Source organism: Rugamonas sp. FW305-51, from assembly GCF_058786935.1.
The window spans coordinates 259,057-285,030 of sequence record NZ_JBYSZG010000001.1; the positions used below are offsets into that span (position 1 = coordinate 259,057).

At 66.6% G+C, this 25,974-nt stretch carries 15 protein-coding genes and 3 pseudogenes; 13 read left to right on the plus strand and 5 right to left on the minus strand.

Features of this window, described 5'->3' with window-relative positions:
• The first annotated feature begins 17 nt into the window (after window positions 1-17).
• From AC3WOS_RS01080 to AC3WOS_RS01095, 4 genes are all read left to right on the plus strand, one after another.
• On the plus strand, window positions 18-1,379 hold the full coding sequence (locus AC3WOS_RS01080; RefSeq protein WP_492713962.1) for a DUF1329 domain-containing protein: 1,362 nt from the start codon (window positions 18-20) through the stop codon (window positions 1,377-1,379).
• Window positions 1,380-1,399: 20 nt separating this feature from the next.
• Window positions 1,400-2,548, plus strand: coding sequence for a WD40/YVTN/BNR-like repeat-containing protein (locus AC3WOS_RS01085; protein WP_492713963.1), 1,149 nt, complete (start codon window positions 1,400-1,402; stop codon window positions 2,546-2,548).
• Complete coding sequence (locus AC3WOS_RS01090) at window positions 2,545-4,932, plus strand: efflux RND transporter permease subunit (protein ID WP_492713964.1); 2,388 nt, start codon at window positions 2,545-2,547, stop codon at window positions 4,930-4,932. The genes AC3WOS_RS01085 and AC3WOS_RS01090 overlap by 4 nt, the downstream gene beginning before the upstream one ends.
• 90 nt (window positions 4,933-5,022) lie before the next feature.
• The gene (locus tag AC3WOS_RS01095; RefSeq protein ID WP_492713965.1) at window positions 5,023-6,624 is read left to right on the plus strand and encodes a tannase/feruloyl esterase family alpha/beta hydrolase; all 1,602 of its coding nucleotides are present in this window, start codon (window positions 5,023-5,025) and stop codon (window positions 6,622-6,624) included.
• A gap of 149 nt (window positions 6,625-6,773) precedes the next feature.
• On the opposite strand, the gene AC3WOS_RS01100 is transcribed toward AC3WOS_RS01095, so the two are convergent.
• A complete protein-coding gene (locus AC3WOS_RS01100; protein ID WP_492713966.1) occupies window positions 6,774-8,246 on the minus strand; it encodes an efflux transporter outer membrane subunit in 1,473 nt (490 codons plus the stop codon).
• Between the two features lie 100 nt (window positions 8,247-8,346).
• Here AC3WOS_RS01100 and AC3WOS_RS01105 point away from each other — a divergent pair, with 100 nt between their 5' ends.
• From AC3WOS_RS01105 to AC3WOS_RS01130, 6 genes and pseudogenes are all read left to right on the plus strand, one after another.
• Entirely contained in the window at window positions 8,347-8,964 is a 618-nt protein-coding gene (locus tag AC3WOS_RS01105; protein ID WP_492713967.1) for a TetR/AcrR family transcriptional regulator, read from the plus strand.
• Between the two features lie 76 nt (window positions 8,965-9,040).
• Window positions 9,041-10,150 (plus strand): efflux RND transporter periplasmic adaptor subunit, encoded by a 1,110-nt coding sequence (locus AC3WOS_RS01110; protein ID WP_492713968.1) that lies wholly within the window; start codon window positions 9,041-9,043, stop codon window positions 10,148-10,150.
• Window positions 10,147-13,215, plus strand: a complete 3,069-nt coding sequence (locus AC3WOS_RS01115) for an efflux RND transporter permease subunit (RefSeq protein ID WP_492713969.1) — start codon at window positions 10,147-10,149, stop codon at window positions 13,213-13,215. The genes AC3WOS_RS01110 and AC3WOS_RS01115 overlap by 4 nt, the downstream gene beginning before the upstream one ends.
• 34 nt (window positions 13,216-13,249) lie before the next feature.
• Window positions 13,250-14,056, plus strand: coding sequence for an oxidoreductase (locus AC3WOS_RS01120; RefSeq protein WP_492713970.1), 807 nt, complete (start codon window positions 13,250-13,252; stop codon window positions 14,054-14,056).
• A gap of 35 nt (window positions 14,057-14,091) precedes the next feature.
• Window positions 14,092-14,745 (plus strand): annotated as a pseudogene (locus tag AC3WOS_RS01125) (MFS transporter); the annotation flags it as partial.
• Window positions 14,746-14,806: 61 nt separating this feature from the next.
• Window positions 14,807-15,352, plus strand: coding sequence for a PaaI family thioesterase (locus AC3WOS_RS01130; protein ID WP_492713972.1), 546 nt, complete (start codon window positions 14,807-14,809; stop codon window positions 15,350-15,352).
• A gap of 157 nt (window positions 15,353-15,509) precedes the next feature.
• Here AC3WOS_RS01130 and AC3WOS_RS01135 read toward each other — a convergent pair whose 3' ends face one another.
• Both AC3WOS_RS01135 and AC3WOS_RS01140 read right to left on the minus strand, forming a co-directional pair.
• Window positions 15,510-17,147 (minus strand): GMC family oxidoreductase, encoded by a 1,638-nt coding sequence (locus AC3WOS_RS01135; RefSeq protein WP_492713974.1) that lies wholly within the window; start codon window positions 17,145-17,147, stop codon window positions 15,510-15,512.
• Between the two features lie 153 nt (window positions 17,148-17,300).
• Window positions 17,301-17,572 (minus strand): annotated as a pseudogene (locus AC3WOS_RS01140) (SAM-dependent methyltransferase); the annotation flags it as partial.
• Window positions 17,573-17,862: 290 nt separating this feature from the next.
• On the opposite strand from AC3WOS_RS01140, the gene AC3WOS_RS01145 reads away from it, so the two are divergent.
• From AC3WOS_RS01145 to AC3WOS_RS01155, 3 genes are all read left to right on the plus strand, one after another.
• Window positions 17,863-20,274, plus strand: a complete 2,412-nt coding sequence (locus AC3WOS_RS01145; RefSeq protein WP_492713976.1) for a DUF6600 domain-containing protein — start codon at window positions 17,863-17,865, stop codon at window positions 20,272-20,274.
• Window positions 20,275-20,715: 441 nt separating this feature from the next.
• Window positions 20,716-21,306: a VOC family protein gene (locus AC3WOS_RS01150; RefSeq protein WP_492713978.1), complete on the plus strand. Its 591-nt coding sequence runs from the start codon at window positions 20,716-20,718 to the stop codon at window positions 21,304-21,306.
• Between the two features lie 10 nt (window positions 21,307-21,316).
• Window positions 21,317-22,627, plus strand: a complete 1,311-nt coding sequence (locus AC3WOS_RS01155; RefSeq protein ID WP_492713979.1) for a HupE/UreJ family protein — start codon at window positions 21,317-21,319, stop codon at window positions 22,625-22,627.
• An 11-nt stretch (window positions 22,628-22,638) separates the two neighbouring features.
• On the opposite strand, the gene AC3WOS_RS01160 is transcribed toward AC3WOS_RS01155, so the two are convergent.
• Together AC3WOS_RS01160 and lipA are read right to left on the minus strand one after the other, a co-directional pair.
• Window positions 22,639-24,636 carry a sigma-54-dependent Fis family transcriptional regulator gene (locus AC3WOS_RS01160; protein ID WP_492713980.1) on the minus strand — a complete coding sequence of 666 codons (1,998 nt, stop codon included), beginning with the start codon at window positions 24,634-24,636 and terminating at the stop codon, window positions 22,639-22,641.
• A 316-nt stretch (window positions 24,637-24,952) separates the two neighbouring features.
• A pseudogene (gene lipA / locus AC3WOS_RS01165) lies at window positions 24,953-25,909 on the minus strand (lipoyl synthase); the annotation flags it as partial.
• Window positions 25,910-25,974: the final 65 nt, after the last annotated feature.

The window sequence follows — 25,974 nt, forward strand, 5'->3', positions numbered from 1 at the left end:
GACATAAGGAGACTGCAATGCTGTTCCGTACAACCCTCTATCATGCCGTGACCGCCAGCCTGATCGGCGCCGGCCTGCTCTGTTCCGCTGGCGCCCTGGCGGCCTTGACGGCGCCGGAAGTGGAGCATCTGGGCAAGGACCTGACGCCGACCGGGGCCGAGCGGGCCGCCAGCAAGGACGGCGCCATTCCGGCCTGGGACGGTGGTCTCGCCAAGATCCCGGCCAACGTCGAGGCGGCCACTGTGTACGCCGACCCGTACGCGGCCGAAAAGCCGCTCTACACCATCAGCGCCGCCAACCTGGCCCAATACCGCGACAAGCTCGCTCCCGGCCAGGTGGAACTGCTCAAGCGCTTCCCGACCTACAAGCTCAACGTCTATCCCAGCCACCGCACCACGGCCATGCCGCAGCAGCAGTATGACTACATCAAGGCCGAGGCGGCCAAGGCGGCCCTGCTGGAAGGCGGCAACGGGCTGGCCAACGTCAACAAGTCCAGCGTGCCCTTCCCGCTGCCCAAGAACGGGCTGGAAGTGATCATGAACCACTTGACGCGCTACCGGGGCGGCAGCCTGAACCGCGTCAGCAGCACCTTCCCGGTCCAGGTGAACGGCGCGTTCACGCCGGTCGAGCGAAGCGAACTGATCACCTGGGCCTCGTCCATGGAAAAGCCGGAGCCCAACCGCCTGTTCTACTACCGCGCGCTGCTGACGGCACCGTCCAGCGTGGCCGGCGAATCGCTGCTGGCGCACGAATCGCTCGACCAGCTCAAGGAACCGCGCCTGGTCTGGACCTACAATCCCGGTTCGCGCCGCGTGCTGCGCGCCCCCGAGGTCGCGTACGACTCGCCCCAGATCGGCGCCGACGGCCTGGCCACCATCGACGACTACGACGCCTACAACGGCGCGCCCGACCGCTACGACTGGAAACTGGTGGGCAAGAAGGAAATGATCATCTCCTACAACAATTACCGCATGCTGGGCAAGGACGTGCGCGCGGCCGACCTGGTCAAGCCGGGCCACCTCAACCAGGACCTGGTGCGCTATGAACCGCACCGGGTGTGGGTGGTCGAGGCGACGCTCAAGGCGGGCAAGCGCCACATCTACAGCAAGCGCGTGTTCTATATCGACGAAGACTCCTGGCAGGTGGCCCACGCCGACGAGTACGACGGCCGCGGCGAACTGTGGCGCATCAAGGAGGTGGAAGCGGTCCAGTTCTACGACGCCCCGGCGCCATGGTTCGCCTGCGAACTCATGTATGACCTGCAGGCGCGCCGCTATCTGGTGCAGGCGTTGATCAACGCGCGCCGGCCGATCAAGTTCAACGTCAAGACCGACGTGAACATGTTCTCGGTCGACAACCTGCGCCGCTTCAGCAACTGAACCATTTACCAAGCCCAACCATGACGCAATCATCATTTCATCCGCGGCGCCGCGCGCTGGCGCCGCTGTGCGCCCTGCTGGCGGCGCTGCTGGGGCCGGGCCAGGCGCTGGCGGGCGTCGACCTGCTGGCCCTGCCCGCCCTGAAGTCGGCGCGCGCCGACAAGAGCATGCTGCTGAACCTGGCCTGGGCCGGCCAGCGCCTGCTGGCCGTCGGCGAGCGCGGCATCGTCGTCTACTCCGACAACGGCGGCAAGGACTGGGTCCAGGCCGACGTGCCGGCGTCCGTGACGCTCACGGCCGTGCACTTCCCCAGTCCGCTGCGCGGCTGGGCCGTCGGCCATGACGGCATCATCCTGACCAGTGGCGACGGCGGCAAGAGCTGGACCAGGCAGTTCGACGGCAACCAGGCCAATGCCCTGATCCTGGAGGCGGCGCAGCAGCGCCTGCAGCGCGCCCGGACGGCGGCGCCGGACCCGGCCGTCATCGGGCGCCTGGAAGACGGGCTGGAGGACGCCAAGGCGGCCACCCAGTTCGGTCCGTCGCGGCCGCTGTTCGACGTGTGGTTCGCCTCCGAGGCCGTCGGCTACGCCGTCGGTTCCTTCGGCCAGGCTTTCCGCACCGCCGATGGCGGCCGGCACTGGGCCCTGGCCGGCATCGAGGCCGTCAATCCGGACGGCCTGCACATCAATGCCGTCAGCGGCCAGACGGGCGGCGCCGTGCTACTGGCGGCGGAAGCGGGCCAGGTGTTCCGGCTCGGCGCCGGCGACAACGCGTGGCAGCGGCTCGACACCGGCTATGCCGGCCAGCTGTTCGGCGTGCGCGCATGGCGCGACAAGGATGGCGCCGCCATCCTGCTCGCCTACGGTTTCGGCGGCAAGGTGTTCCGTTCCAGCGACGAGGGGCGGCACTGGCGCGCCATCCCCACCCCGACCCAAAAATCACTGACGGCCAGCGTCCTGCTGGCGGACGGCACGCTCTACCTGGCCGCCGCCGACGGGCGCCTGCTCAAGAGCGGCGATGGCGGCCTGAGCTTTACTGCCGGACCGGCGGCAGCCAACTCGGTCAGCGCCATGACCTGGGCGGCGGCCGACCGCACCCTCATCCTGGCCGGCGCCGGCGGCGCCGTCCGCTATCCCTCGCCCACTGCAGAAAAGCCCAGCCAGCCATGAAACGAGAAACCTGGAACACCTCCGACATTCCGCCCCAGCCGGCACAGCATGCCAAGCTGGGCCTGCTGGAAAAGCTGATCGAGCCGCGCCTGTTCCGCCACCGCCTGGCCGTGCTGGCGCTGTTCATCCTGGCCTCGTTGTTCTTCGGCTACCACGCGGCCCATCTGCGCATGGGCGCCAGCCTGCAGAAAATGGTGCCCGCCAACCATCCCTTCATCACCAACGCCATCCGCTACGAGAACGAGCTGCGCCCGCTGGGCAATGTGGTGCGCATCGCCGTCGAGGCGCGCCATGGAGACATCTACAGCAAAGCCTATCTCGACACCCTGAAGAAGATCACCGACGAGGTGTTCTACATTCCGGGTGTGGACCGCGGCAACATGAAATCGCTGTGGACGCCCAACGTGGTCTGGCAGGAAATGACCGAGGAAGGCATGACGGCCGGCCGCATCATCCCGGAAGGGCTCGACGACACGCCGGAAAAGCTGGACGTCGTGCGCACCAATGTCGAGCGCTCGGGCACCATCGGCAGCCTGGTGGCCAACGATCGCAAGTCGGCCATGATACTGGTGCCGCTGCTGGAGATCGATCCGCAGACCGGCGACAAGCTCGACTATGGCGCGTTTTCCGACAAGCTGGAACAGCGGATACGCAGCCGCTACGCCTCCGGCGACATCGCGATTCACATCACCGGCTTCGCCAAGGTGGTGGGCGACCTGATCCAGGGCGGGCGCGCGATCGGCCAGTATTTCCTGCTCACCTACGCCCTGACGGCGATCCTGCTGTTCGCCTATGCGCGCTGCTGGCGCAGCACGCTGGCCACGCTGTTTTGCTGCAGCCTGGCCGTGATCTGGCAGTTGGGGATCATACGGCTGCTGGGCTTCAGTCTGGACCCGTACTCGATGCTTGTGCCGTTCCTGACCTTCGCCATCGGCGTCAGCCACGCGGTGCAGAACATCAACACCATGGCCATGGCGCGGGCCGGGGGCAAGTCCAATATCGAAGCGGCGCAACAGACGTTCCGCATGCTGTTCATCCCCGGCAGCGTGGCCCTGATCTGCGACGCTGTCGGCTTTTCGACCTTGCTGGTGATCGATATCGGGGTGATACGGGAACTGGCGATCGGCGCCTCGGTCGGGGTGCTGACGATTATCCTGACCAAGATGTTCCTGCTGCCGCTGCTGATGTCCTGCGTGGGCGTGTCCGATGCCTGCCTGCGCCACCAGCACAGGAAAGACCAAAGCCCGCGCCGCTTCGCGCGCGCCCTGTCGACGCTGGCCGAGCCGCGCCGGGCCGCGGTCGTCGCGCTGCTGTCGCTGCTGCTGTTCGGGTTCGCCTGGCACGCCGCCCGCGACGTGAAGATCGGCGACCTGGAACCGGGTGCGCCGGAATTGCGGACCGAGTCGCGCTACAACCGCGACAGCGGCTACCTCGTCGGCCACTACTCCACCAGTCCGGACGTGTTCGTCGTCATGGTCAAGAGTGCGCCCGAGATGTGCGGCTCCTATCCGGTCGCCGCGGCCGTGGACCGCTTCCAGGCCACGATGGAGAATGTGCCGGGGGTGGAGTCGACGGCGTCGCTGTTCAACGCCATGAAGAAGATGATCGCCGGCAGCAACGGCGGCAACCTCAAATGGTCGGCCATCACCCGCAACCGCTTCGTGTCGAACGCGGCGCACCGCGCCCTGCCGTCGGAATTTTTCAATACCGACTGTTCCATGACGCCGGTGCTGGTGTTCCTGTCCGACCACAAGGCGGCGACCCTGACGCGCGTGGTGGCGGCCGTCGAACAATTCGCGGCGCAGCACAATGACGGACAAGCGCAATTTCTGATGGCGGCGGGCAACGCGGGCATCGAGGCCGCCACCAACATCGTCATCAAGCGGGCCGAAACGCAGATGCTGTTGCTGGTCTACGGCATCGTCGCCCTGCTCGTGCTGTGGGAATTCCGCTCCTGGCGGGTGACGATGGCCATCATCGTGCCGCTGTTCCTGACCTCGGTGCTGTGCGAGGCCGTGATGGCCAGGCTCGGCCTCGGTGTCAAGGTCGCCACCTTGCCAGTGATCGCGCTGGGCGTCGGCATCGGCGTCGACTACGGTATCTACCTGTACAACCGGCTCGAGCACTTCCTTGGACAGGGCATGGGCCTGGTGGCGGCCTATTTCGAAACGCTCAAGTCCACCGGCAGCGCCGTGATGCTGACGGGCATAGCCCTGGCCCTGGGCGTGGCCGTCTGGACTTTCTCGGAAATCAAGTTCCAGGCCGATATGGGCTTGCTGCTCGGTTTCATGTTCCTGTGGAATATGGTGGGCGCCATCGTGATGATCCCGGCGCTGATCGCGCTGTTGGCGCCGCGACAATCCGCCATCTCCCGGGCAAAGTAGGCCACTTTTCCCCGCCGTATCGGCCGGCGGCCGGGATACACCCGGCCGCCGGCCGCACTTCCCTGCAACATAAAACAGAAGGAGACAACAGTGCCCCCTATATCGCCTATTTCGACCCCAATCCGCATGGCCGTCGCGGCGCTCGCCACCACCGCCGCCTGCGGACTGTCCGCCTGCGGCGGCAGTACCCATGGCGCCACGCCGCTTTCGGCCGTGTCAGCCCGGCAAGCGTGTGACGCCCTCGAGGGAAAAACGCTGGGCGGTGCCACCGTGGACACCGCCACCATGGTGGACGCGACGGCGGTCAGCCCCGCCTACTGCAAGGTCGACGCGGCCATCGCCCCGGCGCTAAAACTCGAACTGACGATTCCGGAGCGCTGGAACGGCAAGCTCGTCTACGCGGGCGGCGGCGGCTTCGACGGGGCTATCCAGAATTTCATGTGGAGCGGCCCCGGTGTGCTCGCCGCCGGCTACGCCATCGTGCAGAGCAACGGTGGCCACAACGGCAGCTCGTTGCTGGACGCATCGTTCGCGCTGGACCCGGCGCAGGCCGCGCTGTTCGGTTCCGGCTCCGTTCCCGCGACGACGGCCGCCGCCAAGGCGATGCTGCACGCCGCGTTTGGCGCCGACCCGCAACGGGCCTATTACGAAGGCTGTTCCAACGGCGGACGGGAAGGCCTGATGGCCGCGCAACGCAATCCCACCCTGTTTGACGGCATCGTCGCGCGCGCGCCGGCCTACAACTGGACCGGCCTGATGGGGCATTCCAACCGCAACGCCAAGGCGCTCGCCGCCCCGGGCGCCGGTTTCCCGGGCGCCAAGCTTTCGCTGCTGGCCAAGGCCGTGCGCGACGCGTGCGATGCCGGCGATGGCGTCGCCGACGGCATCGTTTCGAACCTGTCCGCCTGCCACTTCGATCCGGACAGCTTGCGCTGCCCCGCCGGCGCCGACACGGGCGACAGTTGCCTGTCCGACGCCCAGCTGGCGGTCGTGCACGCATGGACGACGCCGGCCAGTTTCGGCCATGGCACCTACATCAGTCCGGGCTGGGCCCTGAGCGGCAATGAGGACGAAGCGGCGGGGCCGGGCGGGGCCGGTGGCTGGCCGACCTGGCTGACGGGAACGGCAGGCAACGGCCGCGACGGCCTGCAGACGCTGTTCCAGGATGGGGTGGTCAAGTACTATCTGGCCAGGGACCCCAACGCGAACTCCCTCGCCTATGACTGGGATGCGAACCAGGACGCCCTGCGCGCCATGGCGACGCTCAACGACGCGACCGACGCCGACGTGCGGCCGTTCATGAACCACGGCGGCAAGCTGATCCTGTGGCATGGAACGAGCGACGCGGCCTTGACGCAACGGGCAACGACGGCCTACTACGAGAACATGAAGGCAGCTATGGGGGGACAATCGACTATCGACGGCTTTGTCCGCTATTACCAGGCGCCAGGCGTAGGACATTGCTTCGGCGGCCCAGGCGCCGATGCCGTCAATCTGGTGGAGGTGCTGGACAAATGGGTCGACCAGGGTACGGCGCCCGTCCAGCCGACGGCTGCAAGGCTCAACCCGGATGGCAGTGCGGCGCTGAGCCGGCCGTTGTGCCAGTACCCGCAATACCCGCGCTATACGGGTCCGGCAAACGACAACAATGCCGCCAGGCTGGCCAGCAACTATACCTGTACCGCGCCCTGATGCAGTGGCCAGCGGTCGCCCGCCCCATCGGTTGTAAGCGACCGCACACACTCAGCTGACGATAACGGCGGCATGAAATCGACGATATAACAACAAGGGGCCGCGCGGCCCCTTGTTGTTGCGCGGCTTGCCCGGCAAGCCCATGCGCCTCAAGCGGCCGGCCGGCCCGCCGCCAGCGCCACGGCTGGCGGCGATTGCCAGCCACCGCCCAGCGCCTTGAAGGCGGCCACCGCCGCGCGCGCGGACTCCGTTTGCGCCTGCGCCCGCATATCCGAAGCGCGCAGCAGGTTCTCGTCCGCTTGCAGCACTTCGATCAGGCTCACTACGCCCTTCTGGTATGCCGCGTACGAGGCGCCCCTCGCCCGGCCCAGCGCATCCACCCCCTGGGCCAGTATGCCGGCCTGGTCTTCGCGTTTGACCAGGGCCGAGAACGCATTTTCGACATCCTCGGTCGCGCGCAGCGCGGCCAGCCGATAGCCGGCCAGCGCCTCGGCTTCCTGCCCCTTGGCCAGCGCGATCTGGGCATCGATGCGGCCAAAGTCGAACAGGCGCCAGCGCAGGCCCAGCAGGCCGGACGCCTGCGCCGCGCCGGCCGAAAACAGCTGTCCGCCGGACAGCGACGTGGCGCTGCCGATCAGGCCGCTAAACGACAGCTTGGGATAATATTCGGCCACCGCCATGCCGATGCGCGCGTTGGACGCCGCCAGCCGGCGTTCGGCCACGATCAGGTCCGGCCGGCGCCGCAGCAGCTCGCCCGGCGATCCGGCCGCCGTCACCTGCGGCGCGGCCGGGATGGCGCCGGCCTGGGCCAGCTCCGCGCGGTGGGTACCGGGCTGGGTGCCCAGCATCACGTCGAGCGCATTCATGGCCGTGTCGCGCCCCGCCTCCAGCACAGGCACCGCCGCCCGCACCTGGGCCAGCGCGCCCTCCACTTGCCGCACTTGCAGTTCGGCGGCCAGCCCCTTGCCGTACAGTAGCTTGACCGTGGCGAGCAGCTCCTGTTGCGTGCTGACTTGATGTTGCGCAACGTCAAGTCGGGTCTGCAGGCCGCGGATGCTGATGTAAAGGTCGGCCGTCTGCGCCGCCACCGCCAGCCGCGTCGCGGCCGCGCCCGCCTCGGTCGCCTGATACTCGGCCAGCGCCGCTTCCCGGCCCCGGCGCAAGCCACCGAACACGTCCAGCTCCCAGCCCGCGCCGATATTGGCCTCGTAGGCGTTGCCGTAGCGGTCGAAATGGGGCGAGGCGTTCATCACCTGCCCCAGCGGCGTCTGCAGCGACTGGTAAGCGCGCGCGCCCTGGACGCTGACGGCGCCGGACGGCAGCAGCGCGGCCTCGGCGGCGCCCAGCCCGGCCCGCGCCTGCGCCACGCGCGCGGCGGCCTGCGCCAGGTCCAGGTTCTGCGCCAGCGCCTGCGTCACATAGCGCGTCAGCAGCGGATCGCCAAAGCCGTCCCACCAGGCGGCGATGTCGGCCGTGGCGCTGGCCTGCCGTTGCGCCACCGCCGTTTGCCCCAGGTAGTGGTCCGGCATGGCAATGTCGGGGCGCCGGTAATCCGGTCCGACCGCGCACGCCGTGCAAAGCGTGGCGACGGCGAACATCAAGAGAGTGCGTTTGGGTTGCATGAGCGTGTTCCCGAAATGAAAAAGTAAGGTATGAGCTGTGACTATATCACCAAATGGTCACTCGTTGTCAATTCCTGATGAAAGAGGTAAGCTGTCGGACATGAGCAAAACCACCCCCACCCCAGGCCCGGCCCGCGGGCCCGCCGACCATGACGTCCGCGATCAGATCGTTGCCGCGGCCACCGAACATTTCCGCTTGTACGGCTACGAAAAGACCACGGTCTCCGACCTGGCCAAGGCCATCGGCTTTTCCAAAGCCTATATTTACAAGTTCTTCGTCTCCAAGCAGGCCATCGGCGAACAGATCTGCGCCAACTGCCTGCGCCAGATCGTCGCCGAGGTCACGGCCGCCGTGGACGGCGCCGACCACCCGCCGGAGAAGCTCAGGCGCATGTTCAAGGCGATGGTCGAAGCCAGTCTCAAGCTGTTCTTCGAAGACCGCAAGCTGCATGACATTGCCGCCTCGGCCGCTTCCGAACGGTGGCAGGCCGTGAGCGCCTTCGAGGACAGCATCAAGGCCATCTTGCAGGAGATCCTGCGCCAGGGGCGCGAATCGGACGAGTTCGAACGCAAGACGCCGCTCGACGAGACGGTGGCGGCGATCTGCCTGGTGATCCGCCCCTACCTCAACCCGCTGCTGCTGCAGCACAGCCTGGATTACACCGAGGAGGCGCCGGCTTTGTTGTCCAGCCTGGTATTGCGCAGTCTGTCACGTTAACTTTAGCAGTGACGATTGACAAAGTTAGTCACTGGTCCCAAAATGGAGGTCCTGTTACGCCTCTTATGGGATTCCTATGTTCCGCCGCCTTGTCTACTCCGCAGTGCTCCCTGCGTTACCGTTTGCGCTGGCCGCCTGCGGCGCAAAACCACCAACCGACCCGCGTACCCAGACCCAGCTGGTACGCGCCACCACCATCCAGAGTGCTGAGGCCACGTCGCGTACCTTCACGGGCACCGTAGCCGCCCGGGTACAGAGCGATCTCGGCTTCCGCGTCTCGGGCAAGGTGCTGGCGCGCCTGGTCGATGCGGGTCAAACCGTCAAACGGGGCCAGGTGCTCATGCGCATCGACGCCGCCGACCTGAAACTGGCGGCCCACGCCCAGCAAGCGACCGTCGCGGCCGCCCGCGCGCGCGCCCGGCAGACGGCCGACGATGAGGCCCGCTACCGCGATTTGCGGGGAACGGGCGCGATCTCGGCGTCGGCCTACGACCAGGTCAAGGCGGCGGCCGATGCCGCCCAGGCCCAGCTCAATGCGGCGCTGGCCCAGGCCGAAGTGGCCGGCAACGCGAGCCGCTACGCGGAACTGGTGGCCGACGCCGACGGCGTCGTCATGGATACGCTGGCCGAACCGGGCCAGGTCGTCAATGCGGGCCAGGTCGTGGTGCGGGTGGCCCATGCGGGACAGCGCGAAGCCGTCATCCAGTTGCCGGAAACGTTGCGCCCCGCCATCGGCTCGGCCGGCCACGCCACGCTGTTCGGCCAGGAAGGCACGGCCGTGCCGGCCCGGCTACGGCAGCTGTCCGATACGGCCGACCGCCTGACCCGTACCTTCGAAGCCCGCTACGTGCTCGACGAAGGCCTGGCCAACGCCCCATTGGGCACCACCGTCACGCTGCGCATCGCGGACGGCCGCACGGCGGCCCAGGCTGGCTGGCAGGTGCCGCTCAGCGCGCTGTCCGACGCCGGCAAGGGACCGGGCGTGTGGGTGATCGAAGGCGAGCCGGCCAAGGTGAGCTGGCGCGCCGTCCAGGTCCAGCGCCTCGATCAGGACAGCGCCTATGTGGCCGGGCCGCTCAAGGCCAGCGACCGCATCGTGGCGCTGGGCACGCATTTGCTGCACCAGGGCGAGCCGGTGCGCGTGGCCAGCCTGGTCACCGCTTCGGCGGCGGGAGCGCGGCCATGAGCGCAGGACGTTTCAACCTGTCGGCGCTGGCCGTGCGCGAACGCGCCGTCACGCTGTTCCTGATCTGCCTGATCTCGCTGGCCGGGGTCGTATCCTTCTTCAAGCTGGGGCGGGCCGAAGACCCCGCCTTCACCGTCAAGGTGATGACCGTCATTACCGCCTGGCCCGGCGCCACGGCGCAGGAAATGCAGGACCAGGTCGCCGAGAAGCTGGAAAAGCGGCTGCAGGAACTGCGCTGGTACGACCGCAGCGAGACCTACACCCGGCCCGGCCTGGCCTTCACCACCCTGACCTTGCTCGACAGCACTCCGCCGTCCGAGGTGCAGGGCGAGTTCTACCAGGCCCGCAAGAAAGTCGGCGACGAAGCCGCCAACCTGCCGGCCGGCGTGATCGGCCCCATGGTCAACGACGAATATGCGGACGTCACCTTCGCCCTGTACGCGCTCAAGGCCAAGGGCGAACCGCAACGCGCGCTGGTGCGCGACGCCGAGACGCTGCGCCAGCGCCTGCTGCATGTGCCGGGGGTCAAGAAGGTCAACATCGTGGGCGAACAGGCCGAACGCATTTACGTCGAGTTCTCACACGAGCGCCTGGCCACGCTGGGCATAGGCCCGCAGGAAGTGTTCGCCGCGCTCAACAGCCAGAACGTGCTCACGCCGGCCGGCTCCGTGGAGACCAAGGGACCGCAGGTATTCATTCGCCTGGACGGCGCGCTGGACGAATTGCAGAAGATCCGCGACACGCCCGTCGTGGCCCAGGGCCGCACCGTGAAACTGGCCGACATCGCCACCGTCACGCGCGGCTACGAAGACCCGGCCAGCTTCACGATACGCAACGGCGGCGAACCGGCCCTGTTGCTGGGCGTCGTGATGCGCGACGGCTGGAACGGACTGGACCTGGGCAAGGCGCTCGATCACGAAGTGAAACTGATCAACGCCGACATGCCGCTGGGCATGGGGCTGACCAAAGTCACGGACCAGGCCGTCAATATCAGCGCGGCGGTCGACGAGTTCATGATCAAGTTCTTCGCCGCGCTGCTGGTGGTGATGGTGGTGTGCTTCGTCAGCATGGGCTGGCGGGTCGGCATCGTGGTCGCCGCGGCCGTGCCGCTGACCCTGGCGGCCGTGTTCGTCGTCATGGCCGCGACCGGCAAGAACTTCGACCGCATCACCCTGGGTTCCCTGATCCTGGGCCTGGGGCTGCTGGTGGACGACGCCATCATCGCCATCGAAATGATGGTGGTGAAAATGGAGGAAGGCTACAGCCGCATCGCCGCCTCCGCCTACGCCTGGAGCCACACGGCGGCGCCCATGCTGTCGGGCACGCTCGTCACGGCCGTCGGCTTCATGCCCAATGGTTTCGCCCGCTCCACGGCCGGCGAATACACCAGCAACATGTTCTGGATCGTGGGCATCGCCCTGATCGCGTCCTGGGTGGTGGCCGTCGTCTTCACGCCCTACCTGGGCGTCAAGCTGCTGCCGGACTTGCACCGGGTCGAAGGTGGCCACGACGCCCTGTACGACACGCCCCGCTACCACCGCTTCCGCCGCATGCTCGAACGCGTGATCGGCCGCAAGTGGGCGGTGGCGGGCGCCGTCGTCGGCCTGTTCGTCATGGCGGTGCTGGGCATGGCCGTCGTCAAGAAGCAATTCTTCCCCATCTCGGACCGGCCTGAAGTGCTGGTCGAGCTGCAGATGCCCTACGGCACCTCAATCGCCCAGACCAGCGCGGCCACGGCCAAGGTGGAAGCCTGGCTGGCCAAACAGGCCGAGGCGAAGATCGTCACGGCCTACATCGGCCAGGGCGCGCCCCGCTTCTACCTGGCGATGGGACCGGAATTGCCGGACCCGTCCTTTGCCAAGATCGTGGTGCGCACCGACAGCCAGGAGGCGCGCGATGCGCTGAAACAGCGGCTGCGCCAGGCGGTCGCCGACGGCCTCGCCCCCGAGGCGCGGGTACGCATCACCCAGCTCGTGTTCGGTCCGTATTCTCCCTTCCCCGTCGCTTACCGGATCTCGGGACCCAACCCGGACACGCTACGCAAGATCGCAGCCGACGTGCAACAGGTGCTGGCCGCCAGTCCCATGATGCGCACGGTCAATAACGACTGGGGCACGCGCACGCCCGTGCTGCACTTCAACTTGCAGCAGGACCGCCTGCAAGCCGTCGGCCTGACGTCGAGCGCCGTGGCGCAGCAACTGCAATTCCTGCTCAGCGGCGTGCCCGTCACAGCCGTGCGCGAGGACATTCGCACAGTGCAGGTGGTCGCCCGTTCGGCCGGCGGCACGCGGCTGGACCCGGCCACGATCGGCGACTTCACGCTGGCCGGCGCCAATGGGCAACGGCTGCCGCTGTCGCAGCTGGGCAAGGTCGAGGTACGCATGGAAGAACCGATCATGCGCCGGCGCGACCGCATGCCGACCATCACCGTGCGAGGCGACATCGCCGACAACTTGCAGCCGCCCGACGTGTCGGAGGCCATCACCGCGCAGCTCCAGCCCGTCATAGAGCGGCTGCCTGACGGCTACCGCATCGAACAGGCCGGCTCCATCGAGGAATCGGGCAAGGCGATGCAAGCGATGCTGCCGCTGTTTCCCATCATGCTGGCGATCACCCTGCTCATCCTGATCCTGCAGGTGCGTTCGATCGCCGCCATGGTCATGGTGTTCCTGACCAGTCCGCTGGGCCTGATCGGCGTGGTGCCTACCCTGATCCTGTTCCGCCAGCCATTCGGCATCAATGCGCTGGTCGGGCTGATCGCCCTGTCGGGCATCCTGATGCGCAACACGCTGATCCTGATCGGGCAGATACGTGAAAACGAACAGGCCGGACTGGCGCCGTTCCAGGCCGTGGTCGAGGCCACCGTGCAGCGCGCCCGGCCGGTGGTACTGACCGCGCTGGCGGCCATCCTGGCCTTCATCCCGCTCACCCATTCGGTGTTCTGGGGCACGCTGGCCTACACGCTGATCGGCGGCACCTTCGCCGGCACGATCTTGACGCTGGTGTTCCTGCCGGCCATGTACTCCATCTGGTTCAAGATCCGGCCAGCCCATTCACCAAGCTGAGCACCCTGCTCCACCCACACAAACAGGAACTACCATGTCCAATTCCAAAGTAGTCGTCATTACTGGTGTGTCGTCCGGTATCGGGCGCGCCGCCGCCATGAAGTTTGCCGCGCAGGGTTGCCGGGTATTCGGCACAGTGCGCAACACGGCGACCGCCCAGGCCATACCGGGCGTTACGCTCATCGAGATGGATATCCGCGATGAAGCGTCGATCGCGCGCGGCTTCCAGGCCATCATCGCGCAAGCCAGGCGCATCGACGTGCTGGTCAACAGTGCCGGCGTAACCCTGCTGGGCGCGGCGGAAGAAACGTCGATCGCCGAAGCCCAGACGCTGTTCGACACCAACCTGTTCGGCCTCCTGCGCACGATGCAGGCCGTGCTGCCCACCATGCGCGCGCAGCGTTCCGGCCGCATCGTCAACGTCAGTTCGGTGCTGGGCTTTCTGCCCGCGCCGTACATGGCGCTCTATTCGGCCTCCAAGCATGCCGTTGAAGGACTGTCCGAAACTCTCGACCACGAGGTGCGCCAATTCGGCATCCGCGTGGCGCTGATCGAACCCTCCTTTACCAAGACCAACCTGGATCTCAACGCGCCCCAGACCGTCGCCCGAATCCCGGACTACCACAATGAGCTCGGCGTCGTTGCCCAGGCAATCCAGAACAACGTCCAGAAGGCGCCCGCGCCCGATGGCGTCGCCGCCACCATCGTCGACGCCGCGTTGGGGCCATGGAAGATGCGCCATACACCGAAAGGCGAGGCGTCGCTGTTGGCCAAGCTGCGCCGTTTCATGCCGGCCGGCCCGGTCGAGAAGGGCCTGAGGAAGACGTTCGGCCTCGCGTGAATCGGCCCAACCGCCCGGCGCGTCGCACCAACGCCTTTGTCGCCCGGGCTCGGGTTGCCACGGCGCCATTGATGGACTTGGGTTTGTTCCGCAACGCCACATACCGCTATGTGAATCTGGCGACGCTGAGCTTCGGCGCCGCGTGTTCCATGATGTCCTTCGCATTCTTCTTCTACATGCGCTCGATCTGGCACTACCCATTGCCATTGGCCGGACTGGCGATTGCGCCCGGGCCGCTGCTGGTGGTTCCGGTTGCCGCCCTGTCTGGACGGCTGGCGAGCAGGCATGGCCACCGCCCGCTCTGGCTGACGGGGTGTGCGATTTACGCCAGCAGCGGATTGTGGTTTTTCCTGGTGCCGGGAGCCGAGCCCGCGTACCTGACGCAATGGCTGCCAGGCATGGTGCTCGGCGGCATAGGCGTCGGCATGGTGATGCCATCGCTGTCTGGGGCCGCCGTCAGCCACCTGCCGGCCAGGCAATTCGCCGTGGGCGGCGCAGTCAATCAGGCCATACGGCAAATCGGCTCGGTCATGGGCGTCGCCCTCACGGTGCTTCTGCTCAGCGGTTCAAGTTTGCAGCGTGTCGATTTCAATGCCGTCTATCTCTGCCATGTGAGCCTGGCGCTGTTGACAGGAGCCTTATGCCTGCCCGTCAACACGGCGCCCGCGGCCATCGCAAAACAGGCGTGAGCCGGACCCGGCCCACACACTCCGCACCACTTCACTTTCACTCATCACGCTGGAGCAGATCATGGAAACTGAATACCCCCTCGCTGTCTGGGCAAACCAGCAGTCGGAGGCAAATCAACGGATGCGCGACGGCGGCGGCTCGCCCGGCCTTGCGCGAGCGGAGCAGATCGCCGGCAAAGGCGGGCGAGAGATTCTGGTCGCCATGATGACGGGCGCGCTGCCGCACCCGCCGATGAACGCAACCATGAATATGGCGTTGCTGGAGGTGGGCGATGGCCGCGCCGTGTTCCAGGGCATCCCGCTGCTGCAACACTACAACCCCTTGGGCGCCGTGCATGGCGGCTGGTTTGCCACGCTGCTGGACTCTGCGCTCGGCTGCGCGGTACAAACCACGCTGCCGGCCGGCCGGTCCTACACGACGGCACAACTCAACCTCAATATCGTGCGGTCAGCTTCCCACAAGACAGGGCCGTTGCGCGCCGTCGCCACGGTTGTCCATGCGGGCCGTCAGATGGTCACGGCGGAGGCTCGCGTCGAGGATGAAAAAGGCAAGCTATACGCGCACGCGACGACCACCTGCTTTGTTTTCGATATGCCACTGACTTGACGGCCGGGCGTGGCGGCGTCCTGCGCCGAAGTGCGTCCATGCCGGGCGCACATAAAAAAGGCGCGCTGCGAAGCGCGCCAAAACCTGCGGAGACACCCTTCAGCGATCGCCGCGGCGCCGCACTTGCGGCCGCTCTTATCGCAATGACCCGCGCCGCCTAGACGTGGACTACACTTGCCGCCGGGCTGCTTTCCCTGGCATCCGCGCGCACCATGTCGGCCGCCTTTTCGGCGATCATGATGGTCGGCGCATTGATATTCCCGCCCACCAGCGTCGGCATGACGGAGGCATCGACCACCCGCAGTCCCGTCACTCCCCTGACACGCAGGCGCGCATCGACGACGGCCTGCGCATCGGTCCCCATCTTGCAGGTGCCAACCGGGTGGTATTGCGAATCGGCGCGGCTGCGGATATCGTGCGCGAGCCGCTCCAGATCGCCAGCCTGAACGGGGTGCAGCATCTCGCCCCGTATCGTATCGAAATGACGGGATTCGATGACTTTCTGCTGGATTTGCGCGCCCTTCAGCAAAGTGGTGAAATCGGCCTCATCACCGAAAAAATTCGGATCGATCAGCGGCGCGTCGCGCGGGTCGCGGCTGGCCAGCGTGACGCTGCCCCTGCTGTAGGGACGCAGCAGATCGACGTGGCAGGAAAAGCCGTGCCCCAGATGCAGGCGCCGGCCATGGTCGTCCACCATGGCCAGCACGAAGATCAGCTGCAGGTCGGGCACGCTCACCTCGGGTGAAGAACGGATAAAGGCGCCCGATTCCGCGAACGGGCTGGTCACCATGCCGGTGCGCTGCCGCCGCCATTCGAGCACGGCTTTCGCCATGCCCACGGCGCCCTTGGCGGAAATGCCGAAGGTCGGCGTATCGCTGCGGGTACGCCAGCTCTGGACGTAATCGATGTGGTCCTGCAGATTGGCGCCCACGCCCGGCAGCTCGCTGACCGCCGGAATGCCCAGCGCGCGCAGCGGGCCGCCCGGCCCCACTCCGGACAGCATCAGCAGCTGGGGCGAACCGAAGGCGCCGGCCGACAGTATCACTTCGCGGCGCGCCTTCACGGTACGCAGCACATTGCCCTGGTAATACTCGACACCGGCGGCACGACGCCCGGCGAATACAATGCGCGCCGCCGTGGCGGCCGTCACGATGTGCAGGTTGGGACGCTTCTTGTTCGGCGAGAGGTAGGCTTTGGCGGCGCTGCAGCGCTCGCCATCCTTTTGCGTGACTTGATACAGAAAGGCGCCGTCCTGGCATTCTCCGTTGTAATCGGGGTTGGCCCCGATGCCATGGCTCGCGGCGGCGCCGATGAACATCCGGTTGATCGGGTTGTCGTAGCGGGGATAGGTGACGTTCAAAGGGCCGCCAGCGCCGTGGTAAGGCCCGGCGCCGAACGCTTCGTTGTTCTCCGATCGTTTGAAATACGGCAGCACTTCATCGTACGACCAGCCCTCGTTGCCGAGCGCGGCCCAGTGATCGTAGTCATGCCGGTGCCCGCGCACGTACAGCATGGCGTTGATGGAGCTGCTGCCGCCCAGGGTCTTGCCGCGCGGCTGATAGCCCGTCCTGCCGCCCAGAGCTTGCTGCGGGACGGTCTCATAGGCGTAATTGTTGATTTTGCTGCCCATCATGGCTACCACGCCGATCGGGGCGTGTATCAGCACGCTGTCATCCGGCCCGCCGGCCTCCAGCAGGCACACAGTGTGCCGGCCATCTTCCGACAGCCGGGCGGCCATCACGCAGCCGGCGGAACCGCCGCCAACGACGATGTAATCGAATTCTTCCGGGTTCACAGCACGCTCCATAAGTGATGATTAGTCCTGCAGCGCAACCAGACAGCGGCACGCCAGGCCATCCATACGAATGTAGCGGCAGGCCCTGCACCGCGCTGTGCAGGCGGTGCACGCCGTTGACTATTTGTGCAATTGTCAGGGCCGCACACGGCCGATCGCAACGTCCCGCGTTCCGCCCTCGCCCAAGGGGATGGGCGCATCGAAAGGCGCGATAGCGATATCGGTGAAACCAGCCGCCGTCAGGATGCGGGCCACCCGCCCCCCGGTCACCGAAAGAAAATGGGCCCGGGGGTTTCGGGATCGGGCGGCGCGGTCGGCGGGACGATGCCCTTGATAGCGCCCATAGGCAGGCGCACCCAATCGTTCTCGGCCGCGCTGCGCCAGCAGACGAAAGCGACCCGCCCGCCCGGCCGCAGCGCGCGTCGCGGCCTACAGCGATTGGTGGAACCAGCACCGGCCGAAGCTGAAGAGCCACACCACCGCACGGGTTCGCTCAACGTGCGGTACCGCACAGGCAGGCCATGTGTTTGCTGCTAGCCTGCAAGTGCAGTGCATGCGCGCCAAGACAGGAACATCCCTCTGCGAACGCGATCGGCAATGATCATCCCGCCCAGGCACTCGCGCGGCGCGCCGGTCAACGATCGCGGCAACCCACCACCAAGGTGGAGCAGCGATGTCGATTCCGGTCGCAACGCCGCTTGTGAGAGGAAGCATCATGAACATATCACCCCCACGGCGCCTGCGGGCGCTACTCGCCGCCATACTCAGCTTGATGCTGTGCGGCCTGGCCGCAGCGGAGCCGCCATCGCGCGCCGCGCGCCTTGGCTATATCAGCGGCACGGTGAGTTTTTCACCGGCCGGCGAATCCGATTGGCTGCAAGCCATCGTCAACCGCCCGCTGACCACGGGCGACCGACTGTGGGCCGATGCCGGTGCGCGCGCCGAGCTGCAGATCGGCGGCGCGGCGATCCGCCTGGGCCCGTCCACCAACGTCACGCTGCTCAACCTCGACGATCGCATTGCCCAATATCAGCTGACGCAAGGTGCCTTGAAAGTGCGGATACGCCATATGGCGCCGGACCAGAGTGTCGAGGTCGATACTCCGAATCTCGCCTTCATCCTGCGCCGTCCCGGCGAATACCGCATTGACGTCGACGTCAACGACGATGCAACGGCAGTCATGGTGCTGAGCGGCCAGGCTGAAGTGTATGGCGACGGCGCCTCGTATGCCGTCGCGCCCCGGCATGGCTACCGGTTCTACGGCACCGGCCTGGGTGACTACGATACCTTGACAACGGGGCGCAGCGACGATCTGGACCGCTGGGCAGCCGAACGCGACCGGCGCAGCGACCATTCGCCCTCGGCCCGTTATGTGTCGACGGAAGTGGTCGGCTACGAGGATCTGGACGCTTATGGCAGCTGGCGTTCCGACCCCACTTACGGCAACGTCTGGATGCCGACGCGGGTAGCGGCCGACTGGTCCCCTTATCGCGACGGCCATTGGGCATGGGTCGATCCGTGGGGTTGGACCTGGGTGGACGATGCGCCCTGGGGCTACGCGGTATCGCACTACGGGCGCTGGGCCAACTTGCAAGGCTCCTGGGGCTGGGTGCCGGGCCCACCGCGCGAGGCGGCGGTGTATGCGCCGGCCCTTGTTGTGTTCATCGGCGGCCGCAATTTTCAGGCGTCGGCCTCGGTCGGTTGGTTTCCACTGGCGCCGCGCGAAGTCTACCGGCCGTCCTATCCGGTGAGCCGCGGGTATTTCGACCAAATCAACCGCAGTAACGCCACGATCGCGCCCACCATCATCACCAACGTCTACAACACGACCAACGTCACCAATATCACCAACACCACCAACGTGACCAACGTGGTGTATGCCAATCAACAGGTGAACGGTGCGGTGGTGGCCATACCGACGCAGACGTTCGTGCGCTCACAACCGGTGGCCCGGGCCGCCGTCGCCATATCGAAGGAAGTGGCCACCAGCGCGCCGGTGGCGTATGTTGCCGCCGTCGCGCCGGTGCCGCAAAGCGTGCATGGTGCCGCGCCCGCCGCCAGCGCCAAGCCACCGGCGCTTGAGCGCGCCGTCGTGGCGCACGCCCCTCCACCGCCGGCGCCGATTGCATTCTCAGCCCAGCAAGCGCAATTGGCCGCCAAACCCGGCATACCGATCGATGAATCACATCGTGCGCAGATGAAACCCGCTGCCGCGCCAGCCGCGGCGCCCAAGGTCAGCGTGGTGACCGCAGCCAAGGCGCCGGCCCCAAGTGCACTCCCGCCCCCGACTGCTCCGGCAGCCAGGTCGCCGGAGGCGCGCAAAGCCGAGGCGTCCAGGAGCGATGCCGCGCAAGGCGTGAAAGGAAATGCCGACGCGGCGGGCGCGAACGCATCCAGAGCCGATGCCGCCAGGGCGGCGGCCACTGCTGCTGAAGCATCAAGGGCTGACGCAGCAAAAGCGGAGGCCGCAAAAACCGATGTCATGAAAGCTGACGCTGCCAAGGCCGCTGCGGCACGCGCCGAAGCGTTGAAGGCGGAAGCGGCCAAAGCCGACAACGCGCGCACCGATGCGGTGAAGGCCGATGCCGCCAAGGCGGCGGCCGCCCGCGCCGAAGCATCGCGAACGGAAGCCACCAGAGCCGAAAATGCGCGCGCCGATGCGGTGAAGGCCGATGCCGCCAGGGCTGCGGCCGCCCGCGCCGAAGCATCGGGAGCGGACGCAGTTAGAGCGGAGAACGCGCGCGCCGACGCAGTGAAGGCCGATGCCGCCAGGGCTGCGGCCGCCCGCGCCGAAGCGTCGAGAGCGGACGCAGTTAGGGCAGAGAACGCACGCGCCGATGCAGTGAAGGCCGATGCCGCCAGGGCTGCGGCCGCCCGCGCTGAAGCAGCGAGAGCGGAAGCAGCGAGAGCCGAAAATGCGCGCGCCGATGCGATGAAGGCCGATGCCGCCAGGGCTGCGGCCGCCCGCGCCGAAGCATCAAGAGGGGAAGCGGCAAGACCACCGGCAAGCAGGGCTTCGCCGCCAGCGCCGTCCCCAGAGGCACACGGGCGCGCGCCGAAGAAATCCGAGTCGGACGCCAAAACGGATGCGGAGAAGAAATCCGAAGAGGATGCGCAGAAACGCTAGCGATCATCTGCTGGACCTGGCAGCTTGCTGGCGACACGGGCTATGTCGCTGGCAGACTGACATAAATGGCCAGGTGCATTTACCTGGCCAAGACCTGCACTCCACGCGCCAACCAAGGGGAAGGGGAAACTACGCACGTTGCAATACCATCAGAAATGCCATTATCTCGATCGATCCCGCAATGCGCGCGCGAGGACGGGCGGGATGGATCAAACTCCCGATTTCAGCATCATGTAGTGCATTCCACAAACATCTGCTCCCCCTGCTACGCATGCCTGTGACAACTGTCGCCGCCCACGCCGGCCGCAGTGCTTGGATTGCCGCGCGCTCCCTGTGCAATTTGCCTGCCGCGGACCTGCAGGCCAGGTGGCGTACATCTTGCTTTTAGGTGACATGCCGGCCGCCCGGACCGGCGACTATTCCAACACAACAGGAGACAGCATGAGCCTTAAACACACCCTCGCCTGCGCGGCAGCCATCGTCACGCTGCCCATCAGCGCTTACGCCGGCATGCCCGGCATGCAAGGCGCGCAGCACCTGGGCATCACTGTGCCCAACATGGACGAAGCGGTGAGCTTCTTCGTCAATGTAATCGGCTGCGAGGCATCGATCAAGCTCGGCGCCTTCAAGTTCGCCGACGACTGGATGAATGTGCACCTGAACGTCAATCCGCGCGCCGAAATCAAGCGGTTCCAGATGGTACGCTGCGGCTACGGCACCAATCTTGAAATCTTCGAGTACGGCGCGCCGGGACAGGCCAAAGCGCCACCCAAAAACAGCGACGTGGGCGGACACCACCTGGCCTTTTATGTCGATGACATGGACAAGGCCACCGCCTACCTGAAGGCCAAGGGCGTCAAGACGCTGGGCGAACCGAGCACCTTCAAGGACGGTCCAGCCGCCGGCCTGACCTGGATGTATTTCCTTGCGCCGTGGGGCATGCAGCTGGAAATCGTCAGTACACCCAAAGGCATGGCCTACGAAAAGGGCGCCAAGCGCGTACTGTGGGATCCCCGCTTCCCTGCCAAATAAGCAGCGCGCCATGAGGACCTTGATCGGCAACGTCGCCATGGCGCGCACGCGGCGCAGCCTGGCCGCACCGTGGCGCGCGCTGTTTACGGCGCTGCTGCTGGCCTGGCTGTGGAGCGCGCCCACCGGCGCCCGGGCTCACGCCGACGGCCGGGCCAATATCCGGGCCGTCCACTTCACCTACGACGCGGCCGGCATGACGGCCTATTTTCGCGTGTCGCTTCCCTTGCTGGCGCACGGGCCCGATGGCGCGCCCGCGCCATACGTCATCGCACGCAGCGAAAGCGGCCGCGTCTTCTATTACGTGAGCGACACGGCGCTCCTCACCGCCACGGCCATGGCATCGGCGACGCTGGTGTCGGGCCATGCCGTGACGATGCAGGGCAAGGCCGTCGCGCCGCAAGTGCTGTCGGCATCGATACACGTGAAAGGCGCCGTGCCGCCCTTCTCCAGCGCCGACCAGGCGCGCCTGGCGACGCGCGCGGCATCGCCCCCATCCGGGCCGCTGCCGCAAGACGGGACGCAGGTCGACATCGGCAACATGCTGCTGGACGCGGCCGTGTTCTACCCCGCCGTCAGGCCAGACGGGCCGTTCGCCTTCAGCAGCGCGCTGCAGGCCGGGACGCTCAGCGATGCCCCCATCCATACCATCCTGCTGTCCCATCGCGCAGGCACGACGACGCAATACAGCCACAGCGGGACGCTGGATACGGCGATCACCATCAATCCCCCTGTGCTGCAGGCCTTCCTGCAATTTGTTCGCGCCGGCGCCGCCCACATCCTTGAAGGATATGACCATTTGCTGCTGGTGGTCTGCCTGGTGGCCGGTGACTTGCGCCTGCGTGCGATCGCTCTCAAGATCAGCGCTTTCAGCGCCGGCCACGCCTTGTCCATCGTGGCGGGGTTCTATGGCTTGCTGCCTCAGGCGAGCTGGAGCGAGCCAGTGATCGAAATGCTGATCGCACTGTCGGTGCTGGGAGCGGCCCTGCTGCTGGTGCGGCAACGTGGCGCCTCGCATCCCGCCCTGCTCACCGCCCTGGTGGGCACGGTGCACGGCTGCGGGCTCGCCATCGGGCTGCGCGCCATCCTGTCCGATACCGGTCCGAATATCGTCACCTCACTCCTGTCGTTCAATGTCGGGGTCGAGCTGGGGCAGTTGACGGTCGGTGCCGGCGTCTGGTGCCTGTTGCGCATGGCGCAGGCGGCCCCCAAGCCGGGCGCGGCGCGTCTGCGCCTGGCGGTGGCGCTGGGCGCCGCGGCCATCGCCGCGTACTGGGTCGGCGACCGCGCGCAGCCCGTGTGGAGTGCGTTGCACGCGGTCTAATTAATCCCACCTTAACGCTGATTGGGCGGCACGATGCCGAATTTCTTCATGTAGCGATACAACGTGGCCCGGCAAAATCCCAGTTCGTCGGAAGCCTTCGTGACATTCCATTTATTGCGCATAAGCGAGGCCAGCAACTGCTCCATGTCACATTCCTCGCCCCCTTTGCCTTCCACCGGCACCTCGGCCGTTTCCCCCGCCGCGTCCGCGCCGCCGCCTTGGTGCGCGAACTGGTCGCCAAATTCCTGCGGCAGGTCCGACGGCATGATCATATTGCCGTCGGTGACGGCCAGCGCAAAGCGCAGCACGTTGCGCAACTGGCGGATATTGCCCGGCCAGCCGAAGCACAACATCTGCAACATGGCTTCTGACGAGATGCCAGCCTCGATATTGAGCAGTTCGGCTTCCTCGGCCAGCACCTTCTCGATCAGATAGCGCTTGTCGGTGCGGTCGCGCAGTGACGGCAGGTGCAAGGTGGCGCCGCACAGGCGGTAATACAGGTCCTCGCGGAAACTGCCGGCGTTGATCAGGTTGCGCAAGTCGCGGTGGGAAGCGGCGACGACAGTCAGGTCCAGCGCCACGGGCTTGTCCGCCCCCAGCGGCAATACCTCCTTCTCCGACAGCACGCGCAGCAGCCGCGTCTGCAGATGCAGGGGCATGTCGCCTATCTCGTCCAGGAACAGCGTGCCGCCGTCCGATTGCAGTATCAGGCCCTTCATGCCCTTGCTGCGCCCGCCGGTGAAGCTACCGGCCGTGTAGCCGAACAGCTCGCTTTCAATCAACGATTCCGGAATCGCGCCGCAGTTGACGGCCACGAACGGCTTGCCGGCGCGCGCGCTCGATTCATGCAGCGCCTTCGCGATCACTTCCTTGCCCGTGCCCGTTTCGCCGTGGATCAGGATATTGAGCTTGCGGTTGAGCAGGCGCTTGGCCTGGTCGAGCAGGCGCCGCATCGCCTTGTCGTCGCCGGCCAGGCGGTCCAGCATGGGATAGCTGGTGTGCGCCAGCAGCTGGCCGCCGTCGGCCGGTACGGCATTCGCCAGTGCTGCCGGCTTGCGCCGGCGCGGCATGGCCACGCTGGCATAGAACATCTTGTTCGAATCGCGCGTCACCACCGAACGGTCGCCGGCGCCATTGGCACGCACCAGGCGCCACACCTCGTCGGCCGACATGTTGAACAGTTCGCTCACCAGGCGCCCTACCGGCTCATTGCCGGCCATGCCATCGCGCCGCCGGAACAGCTGGCGCCCGCCCGTGTTGGCGCCCACCACGACGCCGTCGTCGTCAAAGGCCAGCATGATCTCGCCGCTCACTTCCACCAGTCCCCACGCCGTACCCAGGCGCAAAATCCAGCGGTCGTCAAAATGGCGCAGGAAATTGGCGTCCTCGATCATCTGGGCATACATCACCGTCAGGTGCAGCGCCAGGTGCTGGCTCTCCTTGCTCATGGGCGAGGTGAGCGCCGACATGTCCAGCACCGCCAGGAATTTCCCTTCCGGATCGAACAGGGGCGCGGCCGAACAGGTCAGGGGAATATGGGTCGGGTCGAAGTGGTCGCCCTGGTGGCAGGTGAGTGCCGTCTGTTCCACCAGGCAAGTGCCGACCCCGCAAGTGCCGGCCGATTGCTCGCTCCATTCGGCGCCCAGGTACAGGCCTGCCTGCTTGAGTTCACGGGAGCGGGCCTCGTTGCCGATATAGTCGACGGCGATCCCTTTGGCGTCCGTCAGCAGCAGCACGTAATCGAGACCGGACACGCGCTTGTACATCTGCTCCATGCCCACCCGCGCCACCAGCATGAATTCCTCGATCTGTTCCTGGTGTTCGCGCAATATGTCCGAAGTGACAATGTTCGGTGCCCGCAGATGGGACGGGTCCAGGCCATAATCATTGACACAGCGGGTCCAGGATTTATGGATCAGGGTATTGTCGTCCGTGATATTGGCCGCGCCCATCTGGGTGGCGACCGACAGGACGTTCTTGATGTGTTGTGTTTGTGCTCGGTTAATCACTGCGTGTCTCCTTCTCTCGTGGTGCCCCCCGGTCCTGCCGGCCGACACCTGGTCCACTTTGATGTGGCTCTCTCTGTTGCCGCGCGCTAGCCGCGAAATTCAATGTTACGCTACTTCATCGGTCCTTTTCCGGCCGGCGCAGTCCGCTCTTGCACGATCAGTAAATATCGTCGCCTTCCTCCCACACGCCCGGACCCGGCGGCGCCCGGAATGGCTGCGGCCCGCCTGCGCCCACCGTTGCCGTAACCGCCCCTGCGCCCCCGGCCGGCGCCCGCTGGCGCCGCCGTATTTCGCCGCCGTAGGCGTCGTCGCCCTCCAAGCCCGCGGCCAGCGCCTGCTGGTCGGCGTGGTAGCTCGACCGCACCAGGGGCCCGGCCGCCACGTGCAGAAAGCCCATGGCCAGGGCGACTGTGCGGAACGCGTCGAACGTCGCGGGCGCGACATAACGGCGTACCGGCAGATGGCTGCCCGATGGCGCCAGGTATTGGCCTATGGTTATCATATCGACATGATGTTCGCGCAGCTCGCGCAGCACTTCCAGCACCTCGTCGTCCGTTTCGCCCAGCCCGACCATGATGCCCGACTTGGTGCGCAGGCCTGGATAGCGGGCCTTGCAGCGACGCAGCAGCGCCAGCGAGTGGGCATAACTGGCGCCGGGGCGCACCGCCGGATAGAGCCGGGGCACGGTTTCCATATTGTGATTCAACACATCCGGCGGCGCCACGGCCAGCGCGTCGAGCGCGTGCCCGAGGCGGCCGCGGAAGTCGGGCACCAGGATTTCGACCCGCGTGTGCGGCGCCAGCGCGCGCACCTGGACAATGCACTGGGCGAAGTGGCCGGCGCCGCCGTCGCGCAGGTCGTCCCGGTTGACCGAGGTGATGACCACGTGGCGCAGGCCCAGCGCGGCGATGGTGGCGGCGAGCCGGCCCGGTTCGGCCGCATCGAGCGCATCGGGGCGGCCATGGGCGACGTCGCAGAACGGGCAGCGGCGCGTGCACAGGCTGCCCATGATCATGAAGGTGGCGCCACCGTTGCCGAAGCACTCGCCGATATTGGGACAACTGGCCTCCTCGCACACGGTCACCAGCCCGTTGGCGCGCAGGATGGATTCGATTTCCCGGAAGCGGGTCGAGGGCGAGGCGGCCCGCACCCGTATCCAGTCCGGCTTGGCCAGGTGTTCGGCCGGCACGATCTTGATGGGCAGGCGCGCGGTCTTGCCGGCGCCTTTCTGTCTGAGCCCGGCCGCCGCGCCGGCCTGCGTTGTATGGTCCATGGTGTCGCTCACAATTTGGCGGGACGGCCGCCGCGGCCGTCCCTGAATGGAAAAAAGGAGCAGGC